At 73.0% G+C, this 20554-nt stretch carries 19 protein-coding genes and 2 pseudogenes; 14 read left to right on the forward strand and 7 right to left on the reverse strand.

Features of this window, described 5'->3' with window-relative positions; translation table 11 throughout:
* Positions 1–8: 8 nt before the first annotated feature.
* The 3 genes from KKZ08_RS23535 to KKZ08_RS23545 all read right to left on the reverse strand — a co-directional run bounded on the left by KKZ08_RS23535 (position 9) and on the right by KKZ08_RS23545 (position 1600).
* On the reverse strand, positions 9–512 hold the full coding sequence (locus tag KKZ08_RS23535; protein ID WP_223776334.1) for a succinate dehydrogenase hydrophobic membrane anchor subunit: 504 nt from the start codon (positions 510–512) through the stop codon (positions 9–11).
* A gap of 8 nt (positions 513–520) precedes the next feature.
* Positions 521–901, reverse strand: coding sequence for a succinate dehydrogenase, cytochrome b556 subunit (sdhC, locus tag KKZ08_RS23540; RefSeq protein ID WP_076684883.1), 381 nt, complete (start codon positions 899–901; stop codon positions 521–523).
* A gap of 147 nt (positions 902–1048) precedes the next feature.
* Positions 1049–1600, reverse strand: a complete 552-nt coding sequence (locus KKZ08_RS23545; protein WP_223779154.1) for a 2-oxo-4-hydroxy-4-carboxy-5-ureidoimidazoline decarboxylase — start codon at positions 1598–1600, stop codon at positions 1049–1051.
* Positions 1601–2092: 492 nt separating this feature from the next.
* Here KKZ08_RS23545 and KKZ08_RS23550 point away from each other — a divergent pair, with 492 nt between their 5' ends.
* The 4 genes from KKZ08_RS23550 to KKZ08_RS23565 all read left to right on the forward strand — a co-directional run bounded on the left by KKZ08_RS23550 (position 2093) and on the right by KKZ08_RS23565 (position 5833).
* On the forward strand, positions 2093–3640 hold the full coding sequence (locus KKZ08_RS23550; protein WP_223779155.1) for a glycoside hydrolase family 20 protein: 1548 nt from the start codon (positions 2093–2095) through the stop codon (positions 3638–3640).
* Between the two features lie 117 nt (positions 3641–3757).
* On the forward strand, positions 3758–4561 hold the full coding sequence (locus tag KKZ08_RS23555) for a DUF4328 domain-containing protein (protein ID WP_223776335.1): 804 nt from the start codon (positions 3758–3760) through the stop codon (positions 4559–4561).
* Between the two features lie 120 nt (positions 4562–4681).
* Positions 4682–5188 (forward strand): hypothetical protein, encoded by a 507-nt coding sequence (locus KKZ08_RS23560; RefSeq protein WP_223776336.1) that lies wholly within the window; start codon positions 4682–4684, stop codon positions 5186–5188.
* A 72-nt stretch (positions 5189–5260) separates the two neighbouring features.
* Complete coding sequence (locus tag KKZ08_RS23565) at positions 5261–5833, forward strand: hypothetical protein (RefSeq protein ID WP_223776337.1); 573 nt, start codon at positions 5261–5263, stop codon at positions 5831–5833.
* 57 nt (positions 5834–5890) lie between these two features.
* Here KKZ08_RS23565 and KKZ08_RS23570 read toward each other — a convergent pair whose 3' ends face one another.
* The gene (locus KKZ08_RS23570) at positions 5891–6073 is read right to left on the reverse strand and encodes a hypothetical protein (RefSeq protein WP_223776338.1); all 183 of its coding nucleotides are present in this window, start codon (positions 6071–6073) and stop codon (positions 5891–5893) included.
* A 189-nt stretch (positions 6074–6262) separates the two neighbouring features.
* Between KKZ08_RS23570 and KKZ08_RS23575 the strand changes: the two genes are divergently transcribed.
* Both KKZ08_RS23575 and KKZ08_RS23580 read left to right on the forward strand, forming a co-directional pair.
* Complete coding sequence (locus KKZ08_RS23575; RefSeq protein ID WP_223776339.1) at positions 6263–8482, forward strand: hypothetical protein; 2220 nt, start codon at positions 6263–6265, stop codon at positions 8480–8482.
* Between the two features lie 40 nt (positions 8483–8522).
* Positions 8523–10118 (forward strand): amino acid ABC transporter substrate-binding protein, encoded by a 1596-nt coding sequence (locus tag KKZ08_RS23580; protein ID WP_223776340.1) that lies wholly within the window; start codon positions 8523–8525, stop codon positions 10116–10118.
* A gap of 86 nt (positions 10119–10204) precedes the next feature.
* On the opposite strand, the gene KKZ08_RS23585 is transcribed toward KKZ08_RS23580, so the two are convergent.
* Positions 10205–12976: an FG-GAP-like repeat-containing protein gene (locus KKZ08_RS23585; protein WP_223776341.1), complete on the reverse strand. Its 2772-nt coding sequence runs from the start codon at positions 12974–12976 to the stop codon at positions 10205–10207.
* A gap of 353 nt (positions 12977–13329) precedes the next feature.
* Here KKZ08_RS23585 and KKZ08_RS23590 point away from each other — a divergent pair, with 353 nt between their 5' ends.
* The 8 genes and pseudogenes from KKZ08_RS23590 to KKZ08_RS23625 all read left to right on the forward strand — a co-directional run bounded on the left by KKZ08_RS23590 (position 13330) and on the right by KKZ08_RS23625 (position 19399).
* Complete coding sequence (locus tag KKZ08_RS23590) at positions 13330–14175, forward strand: hypothetical protein (RefSeq protein ID WP_223776342.1); 846 nt, start codon at positions 13330–13332, stop codon at positions 14173–14175.
* A gap of 216 nt (positions 14176–14391) precedes the next feature.
* Complete coding sequence (locus tag KKZ08_RS23595) at positions 14392–15018, forward strand: RNA polymerase sigma factor (protein WP_223776343.1); 627 nt, start codon at positions 14392–14394, stop codon at positions 15016–15018.
* A complete protein-coding gene (locus KKZ08_RS23600; protein ID WP_223776344.1) occupies positions 15015–15314 on the forward strand; it encodes a hypothetical protein in 300 nt (99 codons plus the stop codon). Before KKZ08_RS23595 ends, KKZ08_RS23600 begins: the two co-directional genes overlap by 4 nt.
* Positions 15260–15781, forward strand: coding sequence for a hypothetical protein (locus tag KKZ08_RS23605; protein WP_223776345.1), 522 nt, complete (start codon positions 15260–15262; stop codon positions 15779–15781). Before KKZ08_RS23600 ends, KKZ08_RS23605 begins: the two co-directional genes overlap by 55 nt.
* Positions 15782–15829: 48 nt before the next feature.
* A pseudogene (locus KKZ08_RS23610) lies at positions 15830–17370 on the forward strand (ATP-binding protein).
* A 275-nt stretch (positions 17371–17645) separates the two neighbouring features.
* Positions 17646–18311: an RNA polymerase sigma factor gene (locus tag KKZ08_RS23615; protein WP_223776346.1), complete on the forward strand. Its 666-nt coding sequence runs from the start codon at positions 17646–17648 to the stop codon at positions 18309–18311.
* Entirely contained in the window at positions 18311–18607 is a 297-nt protein-coding gene (locus KKZ08_RS23620) for a hypothetical protein (protein ID WP_223776347.1), read from the forward strand. Before KKZ08_RS23615 ends, KKZ08_RS23620 begins: the two co-directional genes overlap by 1 nt.
* A gap of 216 nt (positions 18608–18823) precedes the next feature.
* A complete protein-coding gene (locus tag KKZ08_RS23625) occupies positions 18824–19399 on the forward strand; it encodes a hypothetical protein (RefSeq protein ID WP_223776348.1) in 576 nt (191 codons plus the stop codon).
* A gap of 215 nt (positions 19400–19614) precedes the next feature.
* Here the strand turns inward: KKZ08_RS23625 and KKZ08_RS23630 are convergent.
* Both KKZ08_RS23630 and KKZ08_RS23635 read right to left on the reverse strand, forming a co-directional pair.
* Positions 19615–20211 (reverse strand): annotated as a pseudogene (locus KKZ08_RS23630) (L,D-transpeptidase family protein); the annotation flags it as partial.
* A gap of 10 nt (positions 20212–20221) precedes the next feature.
* Positions 20222–20485 carry a hypothetical protein gene (locus KKZ08_RS23635; protein ID WP_223776349.1) on the reverse strand — a complete coding sequence of 88 codons (264 nt, stop codon included), beginning with the start codon at positions 20483–20485 and terminating at the stop codon, positions 20222–20224.
* Positions 20486–20554 lie beyond the last annotated feature (69 nt).

Below are 20554 nucleotides of genomic sequence, written 5' to 3' on the forward strand. Positions count from 1 at the left end.
CCTCGGCTTTAGCGGATGTTCGGGTCGAAGGTGAAGATCACCAGCGTGCCCAGAAGGATGGTGAACACCGTGGCGGTGTACAGCAGGCCCTTGAGCCACAGACGCGTGTTCGGGCGCTCCGCGTAGTCGTTGATGACCGTGCGCAGGCCGTTGGCGCCGTGCAGCATCGCGAGCCACAGCATCAGCAGGTCCCAGACCTGCCAGAACGGCGAGGCCCAGCGGCCGGCGACGAACGCGAAGCCGATCTTCGAGACGCCGCCGTCGAGCACCAGCTGGATCAGCAGGTGACCGAGGACGAGGACGACGAGGACGACTCCGGACAGGCGCATGAAGAGCCATGCGGCCATCTCGAAGTTGCCGCGGGTCGAGCGCGGGGTCTTGGAGGTGCGCTTGCGGGGCGCCTCGATGAGCGGGGCCGGGTGGTCGACGTCGTAGAGCGAGGCGCCCTCGACGGGACCGACTCCGGAGGCCCCGGACGTTCCGGACTTATCGAGCGTGGTGTCAGCAGACATGTCTGGCGTCAGCTCCCGAAGACTTCGCGGACGGCGTGGCCGAGGACGGGGTAGAGCGCCCCGACCATCAGGACGACCCAGATGCCGACGACGGTCCAGAGCATCTGCTTCTGGTAGCGGGGTCCCTTCGACCAGAAGTCGACGGCGATGACGCGCAGGCCGTTGAGCGCGTGGAAGAGGATGGCGGCGACCAGGCCGTACTCGAGGAGTGCGACGAGGGGCGTCTTGTAGGTGCTGACGACGTCGTCGTACGCCTCCGGGGAGACGCGGACGAGAGCGGTGTCGAGCACATGCACGAACAGGAAGAAGAAGATGAGGACGCCGGTGACTCGATGAGCCACCCAGGACCACATTCCTTCCCGGCCGCGGTACAGCGTTCCAGCCGGCACGGAAGTTCCTCCGGGAGCGGGGGTTGGGGCCGGCCGGCTTCGGTGTCGGACGAGCCCGGCCGGGTACGGTCCACCGGCCGCCCGTCATCGTATCGACGAGTTGTCGGTAGCCCTGCGCCGGGGCCGCCGGTGTGATCAAACAGGCAGTCAAACAGGCACGTACGGGCTATCGGGGCGCGAGGGCGGACGAGTGGGCTCCGCGGCGTCATCAGCGGTGATATCGGCGGTGTTTGCGCCGGTGTGGCGCAGGGTGAGGCGGGTGAGGCGGCCGCGGGCCAGGAGCCGCAGTTCGTCCGCGGCGATGGCGCGTTCCTCCTCCGGATCGTTGCCGAGGCGTGACCGAAGGCCGGAGAGCAGATGGTCCAGGGCCTCGTCGGAGGCGACGTCGTCGAGGCAGATCACGAACGTGTGACCGAAGCGGCTCTCGTACGCGGCCTGGGCGGCGCGCAGTGCGGTGTGCGCGGCGGTGTACGTGGCCCGGGGCGCTCCCCACCGGGGGCCCGGCGGGTCGAGGGGTTCGCGGGCCAGGGCCTCGGTGAGGTCGGCGGGCGAGAGGTCGTACGCCGCCTCGTCGGAGGCGGCGAGCAGCGCGTCGAGGTCCGGATAGGGCCGGTGGGCGGCGACGCGGCGGGCCCAGCGCAGGCTTCCGCAGCAGGTGAGGAGGGCGGCCTCGGCCGCGCCCGGCGTGGCGGAGTTCAGCCGTTCCGGCGTGACGACGGGGGCGGCGGCGGGGGCGCCGGCGCCGGGGAGTCGGGAGGAACGGTGCGGGGACAGCGGGTGCTCCTGGGCAGGGGGCGGCTGGGACGGGCGGCGACAGCGGGAGGACGGTGCGGTGGGCGCTGGCGGTGCCGGCAGTGCTCGTGGCGTCGGTGGGGGCGGCGCCGGTGGTACAGGTGGTGCCAGTGTGGGACGTAACGGTAGCGAGGCGGGGGAGGAGGCGTCCGATGGATGAGCGAATTTCATCCGGAAGGGAGAGTTTCGCCGCGTCGTGTGGACGGGCGCCCGCCGGGGGTGCGTCGTAGCGTGGCGTAATGGCTCTGACTTCTGGTGCTTGTGGTGTGGCGCGGGAACGGCCTGTCGCGGGGCCGGGCGGTGATCCCGCCAGGACGCGGGCGCGCCTGGGGCCCGGGGCGGCGGTGAGGCGGGCCCGTCGCCGCCGCGGGCGGCGCCGTCGTCGCGGGAGCGGTCGCGCTGACCGTCGCGCTGTGGCCCGGCGGTGGCGGGAGTGACGGGAGCGGCCCGGCGGATCCGCCCCGGCCCCCGTCGGACAAGGAGTCCGCCGCCTCGCGCGCGCCGAGCCCCAGCAAGAGCTACCCCCTGTCGAAGGCCCCGGCGACCATCCCGGCCGTGCGGGAGCACACCGCCGCCCGCGGCCCTGGCTGGCGCCCCGCCGAGGGCAAGGGCCGCGTGTACGTCCGGGACGAGGACCTGGCCGACGAGGGCCGCCTGATCGCCGGCGAGCTGAAACTCCGGTACGCCGGGGAGGGACGCGCCCGCGCGGGTGACGTGGAACTGGCGCTCACGTCCGGGGCGGACGCCGGCCCGGAGTCGTACACCCTGTCCGTGAGGGCGCGGACGGTGCGGATCACCGCGCCCGACGAGGCCGGTGTGTTCTACGGGACCCGGACCCTCAAGCAGGAGGTGGCGGCAGGCCGGACGGCCCCCGAGGGCGTCGTGCGGGACCGGCCCGCCAAGCCGCAGCGGGGTTTCATGCTGGACATGGCCCGCAAGCACTTCGACGTGGCGTGGATCGAGGACCGGATCCGCGAGCTGGGCGACCTGAAGTTCAACCAGCTCGGCCTGCACTTCTCCGACGATCAGGCCTTCCGCATCGAGTCGGACTCGCACCCCGAGATCGTCTCCGCCGACCACCTCACCAAGGCCCAGGTGCGCGGCATCCTGAAGCTCGCCGCGAGCCGGCACATCACCGTCGTGCCGGAGATCGACTCGCCGGGCCACCTCGGCGCCGTCATCCGGGCGCACCCCTCGCTCCAGCTCCGGGACGCCCGGGGCGCCGTCGCGCGCGGCGCGGTCGACATCTCCGAGCCGAAGGCCGCGCGGATCGTCGACGACCTCCTGAAGGAGTACGCCGAGCTCTTCCCCGGCCGCTACTGGCACCTCGGCGCCGACGAGTACAGCGCCCTGACGGTCGAGAACCCCGAGGCGTCCTTCCCGCAGCTGGCCGCCGCAGCCCGCGAGCGGTACGGGCCGAACGGCCGGGTGCAGGACCTGGCGACGGGGTGGCTCAACGACCGGGCCGACACCGTGCGCCCGTACGAGAAGAAGCTCAAGGCGTGGAACGACGGCTTCTTCCGGGGCGGGCGGGCCGAGGCCGCCGACGACCTGGAGGTCGCGTACTGGACGGGCAAGGAGATCGGCGCCCGCGAGCCCGTGGAGTATCTGAAGGCCGGGCGAGACCTCGTCAATTACAACGACGAGTATCTCTATTACGTCCTCGGGGAGCCCAACGAATTCCGCTATCCGACCGGGCAGCGGATCTACGAGAGCTGGACCCCCCGGGTGATCCGCGGCACGCGGCCGGTGAGCGCGGAGTACGACGACCAGATCCTCGGCGGCTCCTTCGCGGTCTGGTGCGATCTGGCCCGTTCCCAGACCCAGGAGCAGGTCGCGCGGGGTATCCGCATGCCGCTGCGGGCCACCGTCCAGAAGCTCTGGGATCCGCGCACGCCCACTATTTCCTGGAGCGAATTCGTGAAACTCGCTGATACGGTCCGTTAGCCGCCGCCCGGCGCCCTGGGGAGGGACACGGGCGGGCGGCTTCCTGGATACGTCCGTGAACCACCCGTGGGGGGTCGCTCAGCGATGCTGTGCAAGGCATGTCAGTTCAATACGGCGATGACGTCGGAGGGGTACTGCGGCGTCTGCGCCCAGGCGGCCGCCGAGGCCGCCCCGCCGCCCGGTCACGCCATGGCCGAGGGGCGCCCCGCCTGGCTGCGCTCGCCCGTCGGGCTCGGCCGGGCCGCCGCGGTGCTGCTCGGCGTCGTCATCGCCACCGACGTCTACTCGCTGTGGGCCGGCACCGTCATGCAGGACGTGCTGGGAAAGCTGGTCGGCGGGGAGTACGGGGCGGACATCGAGCGGGAGGCGGAGAACGCCGACGCGCTGTACGCGAACACCGGGATCGCGCAGACGGCCGCGCTGCTCGCCACCTGCGTCGTCTTCCTCGTCTGGTTCCACCGGGTGCGGGTGAACGCCGAGGTGTTCGAGCCGCACATCCACCGCAAGAAGCGCGGCTGGACGGTGTGGGGCTGGTTCGTGCCGGTCGTGAACTTCTGGTTCCCGCGGCGGATCGCCGTCGACATCTGGGACGCGAGCGCCGCCCGCGCCGTGCCGCCCCACGGCGTGATGCCGCCGGACCCGGCGGCGGAGCGCGGCTCGCACCGGCTCGTCAACGTCTGGTGGACGCTGTGGGTGGCGAACCTCTTCGCCGGGCGGTGGGCGACCCAGTCGTACATGAAGGCCGAGGAGGCCGACGAGATCAAGGCGGCCGTCGCCAACATGATGTTCACGGACGCCCTGGACATCGCGGCCGCCGTGTGCGCCATCGTCTTCGTGCTGCGGCTCACGCGCATGCAGGACACCAAGGCCCGCACCGGCCCGGACCCCGCGCGGCAGGCGGTGCCCTCCCCCGCCCCGTGACTTCCGCTCCGCTCGGTGACTTCCCCCTGTCCGGTGGCGAACTCGCCCGCCCCTGTGGTGTATTCGGCCGAGAGCGGGCAGAACAGGCGGAACGGTACGGAGTGCGACGGGGGACGCGTCATGGGCTACTGGGGGTACTACGTCGTGGGCAGGAGCGAGCAGCCGCTCGCCCGGTTCCCGGCGGTCGCGGGCGTCCGGGACGACCTGGCCCTGCTCGAACGGCGGGCCGACGGCTGGCAGGTCTGGGAGGTGCCGGGCGGCGACGGCGCGCGCGACGTCGGAAACATGAACGCGCTGGCGCTTCAGACGGGCGCGCCCGCGCTCTTCGGGTACGTGATGGACAGCGACTGCGTGGTCGTCGAGGCGGCGGCGCCCGAGAGCGGGGCGTGGACGACCTGCCTCGCGCGGCGCGCGATGGCCGGCTATCTCGGCGACGGCGGACTGACCGTGGAGGACTACTTCCTGGAGCCGCCCGACGCCGCCGAACGCGCGGTCGCCTGGGCCGCCGAGTCGGGCCGCACGGTGCGGGCCCGGGCGCTCCTCGACGTGCTGAACGCCGACGCCGAACCCTCGGCGGAGGAGCTCTTCTTCCGTTTCCTCGACCGGCTCGGTGTCGTGCCGCAGTGACGGCAGTGACGTTCCCGGCGCAGCGCACGCAGTAAGGGTGAAGCGCAGGGTCCGTGACGGGAGACGTACAGCATGAGCCTGGTGGAGCTGATCGCGCAGGCCGACGACCGGGGCCTCGCGGCCAGTGGGCTTGCCTGCCTCGACCGCTGCGTGCCGGTGCTCGGCGGCGGCGACGACCTGTTGCGCCCCCTGTGGGCGCGGCTCGCGGAGGGCGGCGACTGGGGTGAGGCACTGGCCGGGGCCCGGTCTGCGCTCGCCCCGGCGGACGCGGGCGGACCGTCGGACGAGGTCGCCGCGCTGGCCCGGCGCATGCTCGACGCCGTCCCCGCGGCGCACTCGGGCCCGGCGGTACGGGAGTGGGCGGACGGCTGCTCCGTCGCGGCCCTCCAGGTCCACCGCCTGCTGGACACCACGCCCTGGGACGGGGCCCGCCCCGTGTCGGCGCGCCGCGAGGGCCGCACGGACGGCATGACACCGCTGGTCGAGGCCGAACTGCGGCGCCAGATCCAGATCCTGGAGCTCCTGGCCAACAAGGGCGCGGGCCCGGCGGGCGGCCTGCGGCAGGCGCTGGACGTCTCCCTGGAGGGGCGGCGGGTGCTGCGGGCGGTGGTGTCGCGGCGGGCGCGGGGTGCGGCTGACGGCTGACGGTGCTCAGGCCGCGCGGGGGCGGGCGCCCTGCACGTGGCCCGGGTGCGGCTCACCTCAGGCGGCGCCGAGGAAGCCGTACGCGATGAATCCGGCGCAGACGGCGAACAGCACCGCGGCGACGGCCAGCACGCGGCGGTCCGAGATCTCGCCGACCAGGGTCGGATCGTCGGGGTCCTCGGGAACGACGACTTCCCCGATATCTACCGTGATATCTGCTGCCGTGCTTTCGTTGTTCAACTTCCCCACCCCATGAGCGACGCAACACAACAGGCGATCCCGAAATCCGGCCGTTTATACAACACTTCGGCGCGTATTCACCAGCGCGAGGACAAACCTCTCGGGCGGTCTCTTACCAAAGCCCGAACCCCTTGGTTAACCTGACGAGCCATCACCGGCGACCCGGCCGTCAATGCCACGGAGAGTCCCGTGTCTGATGAACTCGGATTCGACGAGCTGCTGGACGACGGCGGCTTGATCGCCCGGCTGCTCGGCAGGACCGCGGCAGGGCGCAAGAGAGGGCTGCTCTACGGTCCTGACCTGCCCGTGGTGCTGCTCGTCGGCGGGCCGGGCATGGGCAAAGGGCGCCTCCTGCGGTGCGTGAGGGACCGCTTCGGGCCGCGCGTCCCCACCGCCTACCTCGACTGCGGTCTGAGCGACTGCCGCGAGCAGGCCGAACAGCGGCCCGCGAGCCGCTCGGACGTGACCGAGGCGCTGCGCCAGATCGCCTCGCAGTACGGGGAGTGGGCGGGGGACGGCGGCAAGATCGCCGTGCCGCGGCTGTACGCCGGCCTCGCGGCAGTGGCGGCCAGCGACCGGCTCGCCCACGCGGCGCCCCTGGTGGACGAGGTGGCGCGGCTGGAGGGCCTGCTGCCGCCCAGGTCGTTCTGGCACGGCGTGCTGATGGGGGCGGCCAACAACTACCTCGGATTCCTGGGCGGCCTGGTCACCACGCCGCTGGCGGGGCCCTTCATCAACGCCCTCCTCGACGGACTGTTCGCCCGCCTCTCGTCGGAGGGCAAGGCCGCCCTCGCGGAGTGCTACGGCGACTACCCCGGCGCCGGCGGCAACCCCCAGGCCGGGCTGCGGTCGCTGGGCGGTGACTTCCAGCAGGGCGGGGAGGCGCGACGGATCGCCGAAGGCTTCCTCTTCCGGGCGCTGCGGCAGGACGTCGACGCCGCCTACCGCTCCGTACGAGGGCGTCTGTCGCGGGTGGGACGGCCCGCCCTGCTCCTCGACCACGCGGACAACTACCTGGGCAGACGGCTGCTGAAACCGGTCCTGGAGGACCGCGAGCGCGGCCACCACGACCGGCTCGTCGTCCTCGCGACCGCCCGGCGTGCGGACGGCGGCCGCTTCCTCCACCGCGCGGGCGGCGCTCCGGCGGAGATGGCCGGATGGGAGCCGTTCACCGGAGCACTGCCCGACTGGAGCCGTCCGCCGGGCGGAGTGCCCGATCACGCGCCGCTGTGGCGCGGCGTCCTGCTCGTCCGCATGCCCGTGCTCACCCGCGACCAGCAGAAGGCCGAGCTGAGCAGGCTGCGGGGGGACCAGGAGCAGCCGGACACCGCCGTCCGGCTGCGCATCCACAGCGGTGTGCACCGGCTGAGCGGCGGCAGGCCGCTGTTCGTGACCCGGCTCGGGGAGGCGGCCGCCGCCCTGACGTTCCCGGCAACCGACGATCGCGCCGACTGCACCGACTGGACGCTCCTCGACGCCCGGGTCCCCGCGAGGGACGACGGCGAGGGGCGCCGGGTGGCCGACCGGCCCGTGGCCGACGTACTCATCGACGAACTCGTCACCTGCCAGCGCCCCGAGGAGCTGCCGCCCGAGCACCGAGGCCACTGGCTCGACCTGCTCACCCACCTGTCGGTGGCGCACGACGCGGAGTGCGCCCAGACCCTGATGCGCGCGGTGCAGGAGGGGCGGGACGATCACCTGTCCGCGTACCTCATCGCCGACCTCCTGGAGGACAGCGGCTGGCCGCGCTGCCCCCGGCACTTCATCGGCGACCTCGGCCTGCGCCGTCTCCTGACGCGGCGGCTCCACCTCCTGCGGCCCGGCGGCGCCGCCTGGCACACGGACCACGCGCTGCTCCAGGGCCACTACCGCGACCTGGGGAACGACCACCCCGACGCGCTGTTCAGGACCGCGGGCGCGCACCGGATGCACCACCTCCTCGCCTCCGACGGCGCGGACCTCGTCACGCGGTATCTGGCCGGGACCTTCCTCACCCGCCCCACCGCCGAGTGGTGCGAGGAGCTCCTCGCCATCGCGGACGCCGCGCTGATCGGGGCGGACGACGACCGGTACGCCCGCGCCCTGGGTGAGGTCCACGTCCACGGCGACACCCGGCGGCGGCTGATCGACCGGCTGCTGCACGCGGTGTGGCTCACCGAGGACCGGACGCAGCCGCTGGACGAGACCGTGCCGGGCGCGCTGCGCGGTCCGCTGCGGGGGCTCAGCGAGGAGCTGGCGCGGATCGCCGACGAGGCGGTGCGCGACCAGGGCCCCGAAGGGGCGGACGTGGCCAGGGCGGCGGAGGGGGCCGCGCTGCTCGTCCGCATGGCCCGGGAGTGGGGAGACCGGGCGCAGGACAAGCAGCCGTTGCGGCGGTGCGGGTGCACGGAGCACATCGGGTTCGGCTGACCAGGCGATACGTGGCTTCACCGGCAGAGGGAAGGCAGCGTTGAGACAGTTCGGGAACTGGCTGTACAACACGTTCGGAGCCAACTGGACGCGCAGGATCCTCACGCTGCTCGGCCTCGCCGCCGCGGGCGTGCTGCTCTACGTGTTCCTGCCCCCGGTCGGCGAACCGGAGAGCTGCGCCACCGGCGTCGAGAAGCACGACGGTGAGTGCGTCGGCGTCAACGGCACCGGCTACGCCTTCGGCACGCCGGAGATCGAGAAGGTGGCCCGGGCCATCGCGAAGGAGAACGAGGAGTTCGTCGGCGACAAGCCGCACGTCACCGTGGCCCTCATGCTGCCGCTCAAGCCGGACCTCGCCGCCGAGCGCAAGCAGCTCCGCAGCGAGATCCAGGGCGCCTACCTCGCCCAGTACCGGGCCAACCGCGAGGAGAACACCCCGCTGCTGCGTCTCGTACTCGCCAACCCGGGCGACGCCTACGCCCAGCAGCGGCGGGTGGTCGACCAGTTGGCGGACATGTCGCGCGACGAGCACGTCAACCTCCGGGCCGTCACGGGCTTCAACCTCAGCCTGGACGCCACGGAGAAGGCCATCGCGCGCCTGACCGACGAACTGGGCATCCCCGTCCTCGCCGGCCGCGTCAGCGCGGACGAGCTCGCCAACCCGGAGAAGAGCACAGGCGACGTTCCCTATCCCGGCCTCGCCCGCATCATCCCGACCAACCGCCAGCAGGCGGACGCGCTGGCCAACTTCCACGGCGAACTCAGGGACGAGCAGACCGTCCTGGTCCGGGACGAGCGGCCGCACGACATCTACAACGACTCGCTCGCCAAGGCGTTCGGCCGCGACGAGAAGGGCCCGCCGGGGCCCAAGGACCAGACGTTCCAGTCCCCCTCGATCACCGCCCCGGGCGACACGGGCAACGACTTCACCCTCATCGCCCAGAACATCTGCCAGTCCACGGCGCGCTACGTCTACTTCGCGGGCCGCCCCGTCCACCTGCGGCTCTTCGCCCTGAAGCTGGCCGACGTGCAGTGCCGGGGGAAGAAGTACACCATCATCAGCGGCTCGGGCGCGGCCACCCTGGAGCGCTACATGAAGCCCGACGACTGGGCGCGGCTGCGGGGCGGCGGGAAGGAACCCGTCATCGCGGTGCAGTACGCGGCCCCCGGGCACCCCGCGGCCTGGGACAGGCTGCTGAGCGGGAAGAAGGACCGCAAGGACCGCCCGGCGTACTTCACCGAACCGCAGGAGGAACTGAACAAGCTGCGCGCGCTGATCGGGAAGGGGAGCGCCGGGGAGATCGGGCCGACCAGCCTGGACGACTCCCGCACCATGCTGGTGTACGACGGCGTGCGCACCGTCGCCAAGGCCGTGCTGCTCGCCAACGCCCAGACGGAGGGGACGGTGCCGCCCCTCGGACGGGTCTCCGACATGTGGCGGCGCCTCGAAGCGGTCAACCGGGTCCGCGGGACCAGCGGCTGGATCTGTCTGACCAACGCGGGCAACGCCTACGACAAGCCGGTGGCCGTGGTCGAACTGGAGCCGCGCACCGAGAAGTTGCGGTTCGTCGGCATCGGCTGGCCCGAGGGCAGGCACCAGCCCGAGGACTGCCGGGTGCCCAGCGACACCCGCTGACATCCGCCGAACGGCCACGCGCCGCCCCCCTGCCAGGAGGAACGGCGCGTGGCGTCATCACTGTGCCGGTGCCGGTGTCCGCGTCGCTACGGCGTCAGCGCCTGGCCCAGGCGGGCCCCCGCCGGGGTGCCAAGCACCGTACGCGTGTAGTAGACGCCGCTCGCGCCGGGTACGCCGGAAGCGCCGCTGTCCAGCTGGAGGACCGTGCCGTCGCCCGCGTCCTCGCCCTCGGCGCCGATGGCCAGGTCCGCCCGTCCGGAGCCGGACAGGTCGGCCAGCGTGACCGAGGAGCCGAGGCGGTCGCCGGTCTCCGTGGAGCCGGGGACGTCGGGCTCGTCCTGCGAGAAGGCCAGCGCGCCGGTGCCGGTGAGGCCGGACGCGGAGCCCTTCAGGAGCAGGGAGGTGCCGGCGTCCTTGCGGTCGACGCCGGCGCGGGTGATGTCCTCGCCCGGGGCGCCCGTGAGGACGTCCGCGTAACCGTCGAGGTCGTAGTCGCCCGCCGAGACCGACCAGCCCATGGCGTCACCCGACTCGGCGGCGCCGACCACGCCGCTCGTCGCCTGGTGGACCGTCTTCATGCCCGTCGTGGTGAACCCGGTCGACGTGCCGGGGACCACGGTCACCTGGCCGCCCGCGTGCGCGCCGGACTCGGAGGTGTACGGCTGGCCGATGACCAGGTCGTCGTAGCCGTTGCCGTTGACGTCGCCCACGGCGACCGAACGGCCGCCGGGCACGGACAGGACGCCCACCCGGCTCAGGCCCGAGCGGCCGCCCCTGAACCACGCGACCTTGCCCTTGCCCGCCTGGTCGCGGTAGGTGAGGGCCACGTCCGCGTAGCCGTCGCGGTTGAAGTCGCCGGACGCGGCGTCGGCGTACGCGACGGCCGTGTCGCCCGGGGTGAGGCTGCCGCCCGACTCGCGGTCGGCGTCCAGGCGCGCGGCCCACGAGCCGCCCGTGCCGGTCGCCGCCGCGAAGACGTCCGCCTTGCCGTCGGCGTTGAAGTCGCCGACGGTGACCGCCGAGCCGAAGCGGGCCTTGGCGTAGTTGAAGTCGTCCGAGAGCTGCATGTCCGTGCCGGACGTGAAGGACGGGCCGTACAGCATGGTGACCGCGCCGCGGTCGGTGTGGCCCGAGGAGTCGTCCTCGCCGGGGGCGCCGATGACGAGGTCCGCGTGCCCGTCGCCGTTCAGGTCGCCCCACGCGGTGGCCGATCCCCACTCGTCGCCGGCCTCGGAGACGCCGGGGACGCCGGTGCTCGTCTGCGTCAGGGAGATCTTCGAGCCGCCCACCGGGCCGTCCAGGCCGCCGGGCACGACCGTCACCCGGCCGCGGCCGCTCGACGCCTTCGGGGTGCCGGCGACCAGGTCGGTGATGCCGTCGCGGTTGAAGTCGGCGGTCGCGGCCGCGGAGTTCGCGCCCGCGCTGTCCGCGTAGCGGCGGACCTCGTCGAGCTCGGCGTACAGGTTCTTGCCGGGGCAAGGGGTCGCGGAGGCGTCGCGGTGACCGGAGATGGTGGGCAGGGAGGCCTGCTCGCCCTTCTTCCACACGCCCGTGTCGGCGGACGCGGTCAGCGTGACCTCGCCGGACGGGTCGCCGTCGTACTGGCCGAGCTTCCAGGCCGCCACGCGCGCCACCGACTCCAGGGCGGCGCGGGACGGCTTGCCCGCGGGCAAGCCGGCCGCCGCGTCGCCCTCGAAGTCACCGAGGACGGCGATGCCCGTCGACTCGCCGTCGAAGCCTTCGGTGTGCTCGCCGCGCACGGGTACGTCGGCGCCGCCCGCGCGGCCCTCGAAGACGCGGCCGCACTTGTCCACGAGGAAGTTGAAGCCGAGGTCGTTCATGCCCTCGGTCCGCACCTGGTACGTCATCAGGGCGCGGATCAGCGCGGGGGACTCGGCGCAGCTGTAGTCGTTCGTGCCGGCCGTGTGGTGGACGAAGACCGCCTCGACCTTCTCGCCGTACTCCGCCGGGTCCTTCACGAGCGACTCGTCGGCGCCCCAGGCGGCGCGGGTGATGACCGGCGGCCGGTTGACCGTCGACGGCGGCGGCGTCGGCTTGGTGGGGGTGGGCTTCGGGGTCGACGAGGGGGAGCCGGACGGGGGGCCGGTGGGGGCGCCCGTCGCGGGACCTGTGGGGGTGCCGGTGGCGGGGTCCGTGGGGGCACCGGTCGCGGGGCCGGTGGGGGCCGGGGAGCCGCTCGGGGGCCCGGGCTCGCCGGAGGCCGACGGCGGAGCGGACGGCGAGGACGGCGCGTCTGTCGGCTCACCGGGGACCGTGGGGGGCACGGTCTCCTCGGGGGCCGTGGGCGGCACGGTGCCGTCCGGGGAGGTGGCGGTGCCCGCATCTCTGTTCGCGCCGCCGTCGAGCGCGGGGTTCTTCGCCTCCGCGGCCGTCACGCCCGGGTCCACGAGGCTGACCTCGAGGCCCTTCGGCAGCTCGCGGTCCGGCGACCCGTCGGCCGCGGTGACCCGGACCTCCACACCGTCCGAGGGCCCCACCCAGAGCGGCTCGGAGGCGGCACGCACGCCAGCCCCGGCCTTCTCCGGCAGCCGTGGCGCCGGCTTCAGGCTGCGCCAGCCGCTCCACTTCCCGGAGCCGAGGGCGCGCGTGCGGACCTGCGCGGTGCCCGCAAGCTCCTGCGTGGCGTCGCTCCACGAGACGCCCAGCAGCGAGAACCGCTCGGTCGACGTGCGCGGCAGCCCCCGCCCCGCGGCCCCGTCGGCCTTGAGCGCGAGATCGTGCACGCCTGCCGGCCGCTTGGCGCGCGGGTCCGTGCCGGGCTGGTTCCCGGAGTTCGGTCCGGCCACCGCGTACGTCACCGCCCCCGCGCCGCCCAGCACGACGGCGCCGATCGTCAACCATGCCCGGCGCTTTGGACTCAGCGGTCGGTACGCATGTGTGGTACGCGCCTTTTCACGCGGTTTGCGCGGGCTCAAGTGCCCCACCCCTTAGCGAATTTCAGGTGAATCAAGCGAGTTCGTACGACATTCTGATGGGCCAAAGGGTTGTACGCGGACGGATCTTTTGTTGCGTGATGTATCCCGCATGACCGAGGTGTGACGGTGCGGCACCCGCGTGCGCCGGGCCATGTGACAGTTGTGATGTGGCGGAACGGGTGGGGACTCGGGTGGATGACCAGGTGGCACATCGCGTGAACGGCCGGCCGGCGAAGCGCGGTCGGTGGACACGGGCGGCCGCGCTCTGTCTCGCGATGGGCACGGCGGTTGGCACGCTCACCTCCTGCGGCTCGGACGGCGAAGTGACGTACTCCGGCGGCACGTTCGAGAAGGTGGACCGGGCCGAGACCACGGCCGACGGCGACGAGCGGCCCGCCTCCGCCGACGAGGCACGCGGCAGGAAGCTCGCCCTGAAGGGCATGGAACTGCTCAGGTCCGCCGACACGGTGCGCATCGGCATCGACATGAACACCAAGAAGGGCCGCCAGAAGCTCTCGCTGCACATGGACCGCGAGAGCAACTGCACGGGCACCTTCGACTCGGGACCGACGCAGCGCGGCGACCTGATCATGATCGCGGGCGGTGCGACGTACGTACGGTTCACCGACGGCGCGCTGGAGGAGATGCGCGAGATGGCGGCCCGGCGCGGCCCCGAGCTCGCGGAGCGCGTCCGTGAGCGGACGGCGCTGGCGCGCGGCAAGTACCTGAAGATCCCGACGGGCCCCGCGACCCGTGGGCGCGCCATGCCGGCGGACAGCTGCGACCTCGACAAGCTCACCGAGAAGATCGGCACCCCGGAACCGGACGAGGTCATCACCGCCCTGCCCGCCACCCACCGCTACGGCACCGGCGTCACCCCGCTCTCCGAGAAGAAGGACGGCGAGGAGACCACGGTGTACGTGGCGGCGTCCGGGGAGCCCTACATCCTCGGCGTCGAGGCGAAGAAGAGCGGCGGCATGTTCTCGGGCGACCAGACCATGTCGATGCGGATGTCCGACTACGACGAGCCGGTCGCCGCGGTGGCTCCCGCCGCGGGGATGACGGTCGACATGTCCCAGTTGGGTGCCGGGGGTTCGGGCGGGTCGCTGTTCGAGGTCTGAGGGCTCGGAGGCCTGGGGGTTCGGAGGTCTGGGGGTTGGGGGCTCTGAGGGTTCGTGGGCCGAGGCGGTGAGCCGCCCGGTGGCGGGATCGCCGGGCGCCCGGGGCCAGGTGGCCGTACGCTCTCGCACTGTGACATTTCCGCGCCCGGCGACGCTGGGGTCGGTGGGGGGCATCGGCACGTCGAAGCGTGTCGCGTTCGGCCGGATGGGAGAGCGTTGGGCCAGGGTGGGGAGCCTCGTCGCGCGAGGGCGCACGACGAGGAGCTGGGCAGGGCCGTCGCGGCCGCCCAGGAAGGCGACGAGGCGGCCTTCGCGGTCGCGTACCGGCTCGTCCAGCCAGGGCTTGTCGGCTACCTGCGGGGCCTCGTCGGCACGGACGGCGAGAGTGCCGAGGACGTCGCCGCCGAGGCGTGGCTGGAGATAGCCAGGGACCTCGGGCGGTTCCGGGGGGACGGGGCGGGCTTCCGCGGCTGGACCGCGACCATCGCCCGGAACCGGGCCTTCGACCATCTGCGCCGCCAGAAGGCACGGCCGCGCCCCGCCGCACTGGAACAGGACCTGCTCGAACTGCCGGGTCCGCACAGCACGTCGGCGGCCGCCCTGGAGGCGGTCACCACCGAGCAGGTGCTCGCGCTGGTCGCGACCCTGCCGCGCGATCAGGCGGAGGCGGTGTTGCTGCGGGTGGTCGTCGGTCTGGACGGTCCGGCGGCGGCGCGGGTCCTCGGCAAGCGGCCGGGCGCGGTGCGGACGGCCGCGTACCGGGGGTTGAAGAAGCTGGGCGAGCGGCTGGGCCTCGACGGTGTGACGGATGACGGTCCCGGCACGCTGGGGGAGTCGAGATGAACGCAGACAAGCCCATGGGCCCCGAGAACGCGCCGGGCCGTCCCTCCCCGCTCGAACGCCTCGCCGAAGCCGTGCGGGCCGACGCGGCGGGAGCGATGGACGCGGACGCGCAGCGCGAGGCGGTCGCGGCGTTCGTCGCGGCGCGTGACGCCGGCGCACCGGGCGCGGACCCGGCGCCGCGACGACTGGCGCCCCTGGAGCGCCGCCCCGCCCGGTTCTCGCTGCGGGCGGCGGGGGCGTGGTGCTGGCTTACGGCCTGCTCGGCGGAGTGTCGCTGGCGGCGGTGGGCACGGTGATCGACGACCCCGCCCCGCGGGAGCGGCCCCGCCCGGCTCCGTCGTCCCCGCGCGCCCCCGGCGGCCCGGGCACGGCTTCGGGCCACACCATGTCCTCGCCGCCGGAGGCGGGCCCGAGCGGCGAGCAGGACACGCGGAAGCCGCCGAAGCCGCCCGAGAAGCCGAAGAAGTCGCAGAAGCCGAAGCCACCGGGCCAGGACAGGCCGAAGCCGCCGGGCCAGGACAGGCCGAAGCCGCCGGGCCAGGACAAGCCGAAGCCGCCGGGCCAGGACAGGCCGAAGAAGCACCAGAAGCCCCCGAACAAGCCCCCGCACCCACAGCACCCCGAGCACCCACAGCACCCCAAGCACCCGAAGCACTCCGAGAACCAGGGCGGCCACAAGAACAAGGCCCAGCCCAGAGGCAAGGGCGCCGAAGCGGCGGGGAGCGAAGACGGGAGCGGCGGGAGGGCGAAGGGGCACAGGTGAGAGTCGACCTCGAGTGCGACGCGAATCGTCGAAGTGCACTTAGACGAAATGGGGCGCACCCGAGTTGACGTAGAGGGGGGGCGAGCGATCAAGAGCCTGCTGACCAAGCCGGACGACGTCGTCGACCGGGACCGGGAGTGGGATCTGCTCGCGGAGTTCCTCACTGATCCCGACCCCGCGATGCGGCTCGGCATCGTGTCGGGGCGGCGCCGGCATGGGAAGACGTACCTTCTGCAGGCCCTGTCCGAGCAGGTCGGCGGCCTGTACGTCACAGCGGTCCGGGAGGAGGGGCGGCTGCCTGCGATCCAGCGGTTCAGTGACGCGGTCGCCGCCCACGCCGGCCTGCGGCCGGGGAGTCTGCGGCTGACCGACTGGCGTGACGTCCTGTCCAGTGCCCTCGATGTGGCCGCCCGCTCGCCGCACCCCCTCCTGGTGATCGACGAGTTGCCGTACTTGCTCCAGCACTCGCCTGAAATCCCGGGGCTGCTGCAACAGCTCTACGACGAGCGTCAGCGGGGTGCCCGGCCCGGCGATGAGCCGGGTCCGCGTCCGATCCTGTGCGGCTCCGCGATGAGCGTCATGCACGAACTCCTCTCGGGGACGAAGCCGCTGCGAGGACGTGCCGTGGTGGATCTGCGGCTGGGTGCCTTCGACTACCGCGGCAGCCGGACCTTTTGGCGGATCGCCGACCCGCTGACCGCGCTGAAGGTGCACGCGGTTGTGGGCGGGCCCCCGGCTACCGTCCGGTGGCCGCCCGGCCGCATCCGGACGACGGCTTCGACACCTGGCTTGCCCGCACGCTGCTCGATCCGGGGCGGGCGGTGTACTCGCGTACCGAGACCGAGTACCTGCTGCGCGAGGACCCGAGGATCACCCAGCACACGCTGTACTACGACATCCTCACCGCCATCGCGCGAGGCGCCACCACCCCCAGCAAGATCGGTGCCGCTTTGGAGCGCCCGCGCAACGCCGTCGCCCATCCGCTGGGAGTACTGGAATCCACCGGCTACATCCGGCGGGAACAGGACGTCCTCCGCTCCAGGCACCCCGTCATCACACTTGCTGACCCCGTTATCCGCTTCAACCAGCTCATCACCCTCCCGCAGGCCGCCGCCGTGGAGCAGGGTTTCGCCGAGCAGGTGTGGCAGCAGGCTGCTCCGACTTTCAACTCCAAGATTCTCGGCCCGCACTTCGAGGATCTGGCCCGCGACTTCACTCGTCGGTACGCCCATACCCTGTTGCCCGGCGGACTGCCCGGCCCGGTCGGTACCACCGAGGTCGCCGACCAGGCCGCCCGGACCAAGCACGAGGTCGATGTCATCGCCCTGGCTGCCGGTGAGCGCCCGCAGTCTCCCCGCGCGAGGATCGCGCTGCTGGGCGAGGCCAAGGCGACGGCCGCCCGCCATGGGACCGGTGACCTGGAACGCCTGGAGCGCATCCGTGCCTTGCTCCAAGAACAGGGGTACGACACTGCTGCCACCACTCTGGCCCTGTACTCCCTGCACGGCTTCTACCCGGACCTGGTCGACCTGGCGAACCGGCGCGACGACCTCGTCTTGGTCGACCTGCCCACCCTTTACGGCAGCTGACACCGGCGGCGCTGACGCGGCCTGCGGGAATGTTCGGGAGAACGTGCGCGGCCGGGGCCGCCACCCCCCACAGGAGAGGCCCCGGCCGACGCACGGTACGAACCGGCGTGCGGCCCGTACTACCTTCAGCGCCGTGCGTGCGTTTTCTGTCACACCGCGTTCTGTCACCCGCTAGTTGCACGTTGTACAAACATGGACGTAGGCCCGGACAAGGCCGTAGCGTGCTGGTTCGCGCCGGGGCCGGGCGCAGATCTCCGAGTGGCAGGATTGAGAGAGTGCTGGGGGACGACGCGGAGCTGACCGCCGCGGTGCTTGCGGCGCAGGACGGGGACGAGACCGCGTTCCGGACTGTGTACCGCGCTGTGCATCCGCGCCTGTTGGGATACGTACGCACGCTGGTCGCCGACCCGGACGCGGAAGACGTCGCCTCCGAGGCCTGGCTTCAGATAGCGCGCGATCTGGACCGGTTCAGCGGTGACGCGGACCGGTTCCGGGGCTGGGCGGCGCGCATCGCGCGCAATCGCGCCCTCGACCACATACGCATGCGGGGACGCCGCCCCGCGATAGGCGGCGACGAGTCGGAGCTGACCGGGAAACCGGCCGAGGCCGACACCGCGGTCGAGGCGATGGAGTCCCTCGCCACCGGTGAGGCCCTGGCGCTGATAGCCAAGCTTCCCCAGGACCAGGCCGAGGCCGTGGTGCTCAGAGTCGTGGTGGGCCTCGACGCCAAGAGCGCCGCCCAGACCCTCGGCAAGCGCCCGGGAGCCGTCCGTACGGCGGCGCACCGCGGCCTGAAGCGGCTCGCCGAGCTGCTCGGCGCGGACGCCGCCGACCCCGCGGAGGCGCTCGGCGCCGTACCCCCTCAGAGAGAACCGCGCGGCCGCGCGGTGACGTCCGCCGGTGTGACGCAAACGCGTACGCGGACGCAGAAGGACATGTGATGGCCGACGAGCAGGACAAGTGGCTGGACCGCGACGCGGCGGAGCGTTTGCTGCGCGGAGAGCCCCTCGAAGGCGTCGACCCTCACGCACGCGCACAGGCCGACCGGCTCGCCCAGGCGCTCGGCGCACTGGCCGCCGCGGACGGTTCGGCGACGCGCGCAGGACCGGACGGGGCCTCCGGCGCGGCCCCCGGTGAACTCCCCGGCGAGGCCGCCGCGCTGGCCGCTTTCCGGGCCGCCAGGGCGGCCTCCGCGCAAGCAGCCCCGCTCGGGCGCGTACGCGACGCCCGCCCATGAGGCCGCCGCCGCCGAGACCGTACGCAGGAGCAGGACCGCTTACTACCGCAACCGAGCCGCTGGGGCCGCCCGGTGCGCTTCGGGCTCGCCGCGGCGCTCGCGGGCTGCATGGCTTACGGCGTCGCCGTGGCCGCGGGGCGGGCGTGCTGCCCTCGCCGTTCAGCTAAGACGACGAGCTTACCGGCCGCGTCCGCGTCGCCCGTCGACACTCCGGAGGTGCCGCGGGCGTCCCCCTCGCACGAGGCGGACGACAGGGGCGACGCGGGTGAGAGCCCCGAGACCTCCGGGGGCCCCGAGGGCTCGCCGCCGGACGGGAGCACGGAGCCCGGCGCCGAGCCCACGCGTGAGCCCGAGACCCGTACGCCCCCCGAGGCGGAGGCCGACGGCGACCACCCCGACGACGCGACGCGGCGGCCCGCCGACGAGGGCACACCGCCCCGCGACGGCGCCAAGGACTGGCGCCGCAAGGTGGTCGCCGCCTGCCGCGACTACCGCAGCGGTGAACTCCGGGGCGAGCAGCGCCGCCGCCTCGAAGAGGTCGCCAAGGGGGCCGGGCGCGTGGAGGAGTTCTGCGGCCGGGTCCTCGGCGGCCACGGCGGCGGCCAGGGCAACGACGGCGGCCAGGGCGGCGGCAAGGGCGGCAACGGCGGCGGGGACGACGGCGGCGACGGTGACGACGGCGGGGAGGGCGGCGGCTCGGGCGGTGACACGGGCGGCGCCCCCGTCCCGCCGCCGGCCCTGCCCGAGCCGATGCCCACCGGTTCGTACAGCGCGCTGCCGCACCTGCCGTAACCCCCGTCGCAGCCGTGCCGAAAAGATTTCGCCGCAGGGTGTGACGTTTTTTGAGGGCGTGACGCAGTAAGAAGTGAGCCGACTGGTCATCGGCCCGCGCACGAGCCGGGGGTTCCCCCCGTACCTTCGGCTCCGTGCCACCGGCGTGGGCGGGATACGTTCCCCCGATCCCGCCCACGCCGCTTTTCCTCCGACCGCTCGTGGATGTTCGTGGATCACTTGTAGATGACGACCCGGTCGCCGGTGCGCACCTGCGCGAAGAGGTTCGCGATCTTCTGCTCGTCCCGGACGTTCACACAGCCGTGCGAGCCGCCCGCGTAACCCCTGACCGCGAAGTCCGCGGAGTAGTGCACCGCCTGGCCGCCGCTGAAGAACATCGCGTACGGCATCGACGTGTGGTACAGCGTCGAGACGTGGTGGCGGGCCTTCCAGTAGACGGTGAACGTGCCCTCCCGCGTCGGCGTGTACTGCGAGCCGAACCGCACGTCCATCGTCGACACCGCCCTGCCGTCGATCATCCACGTCAGCGTCCGGCTGCTCTTCGCGAGGCACAGGACCCGGCCCGTCAGGCACCGCTTGTCCGGCGCGGCCGGCGGCATCCCGCCGGCCGGGTACAGCTCGTACCGCGTCGGCTCGCGCGTCATGGCCAGCAGCCGCTGCCAGGTGACGGCGTCCGTCGCTCCGGTGGCCGGCAGGCCCCGCCTGGCCTGGAAGCCCTTGACCGCGTTGACCGTCAACGGGCCGTACAGCCCCGAGGGGTTCGCCGACAGCCAGCCGATCTGCCGCAGCCTCGCCTGGAGCGTCCGCACCTGGTCGCTGCGGTCACCCTGCCGCATCAAGACCTTCGGGGCGGGGGTGCCGCGGGGCGCCGGTGCGGGCGGGTGAGCCTGCGCCGTCGGGGGAGTCCGCGCCGCCGGGGTGCCCGGCGGCGACGCGGACCTCCCGGCGGGCGCCCGGCGCCGGGGCGGCGCTCCTCTGCTCCTGCTCGCCCGGCCCCGCCCCGTCGGTGGTGACCGCCACCGACTTGCACCCCGCGACCAGCGCAAGCACCGTCACGGCCCCCACCGACATCACGCCCTTGCCCATCACACCTCTCCGAGCCTGTGGACAACACTTTTGGAAGTGTTTCCCGGTTTGCCGCGAGTGACGCCTCTT

The sequence above is a fragment of the Streptomyces sp. 135 genome, assembly GCF_020026305.1.
GTDB lineage: Bacteria > Actinomycetota > Actinomycetes > Streptomycetales > Streptomycetaceae > Streptomyces.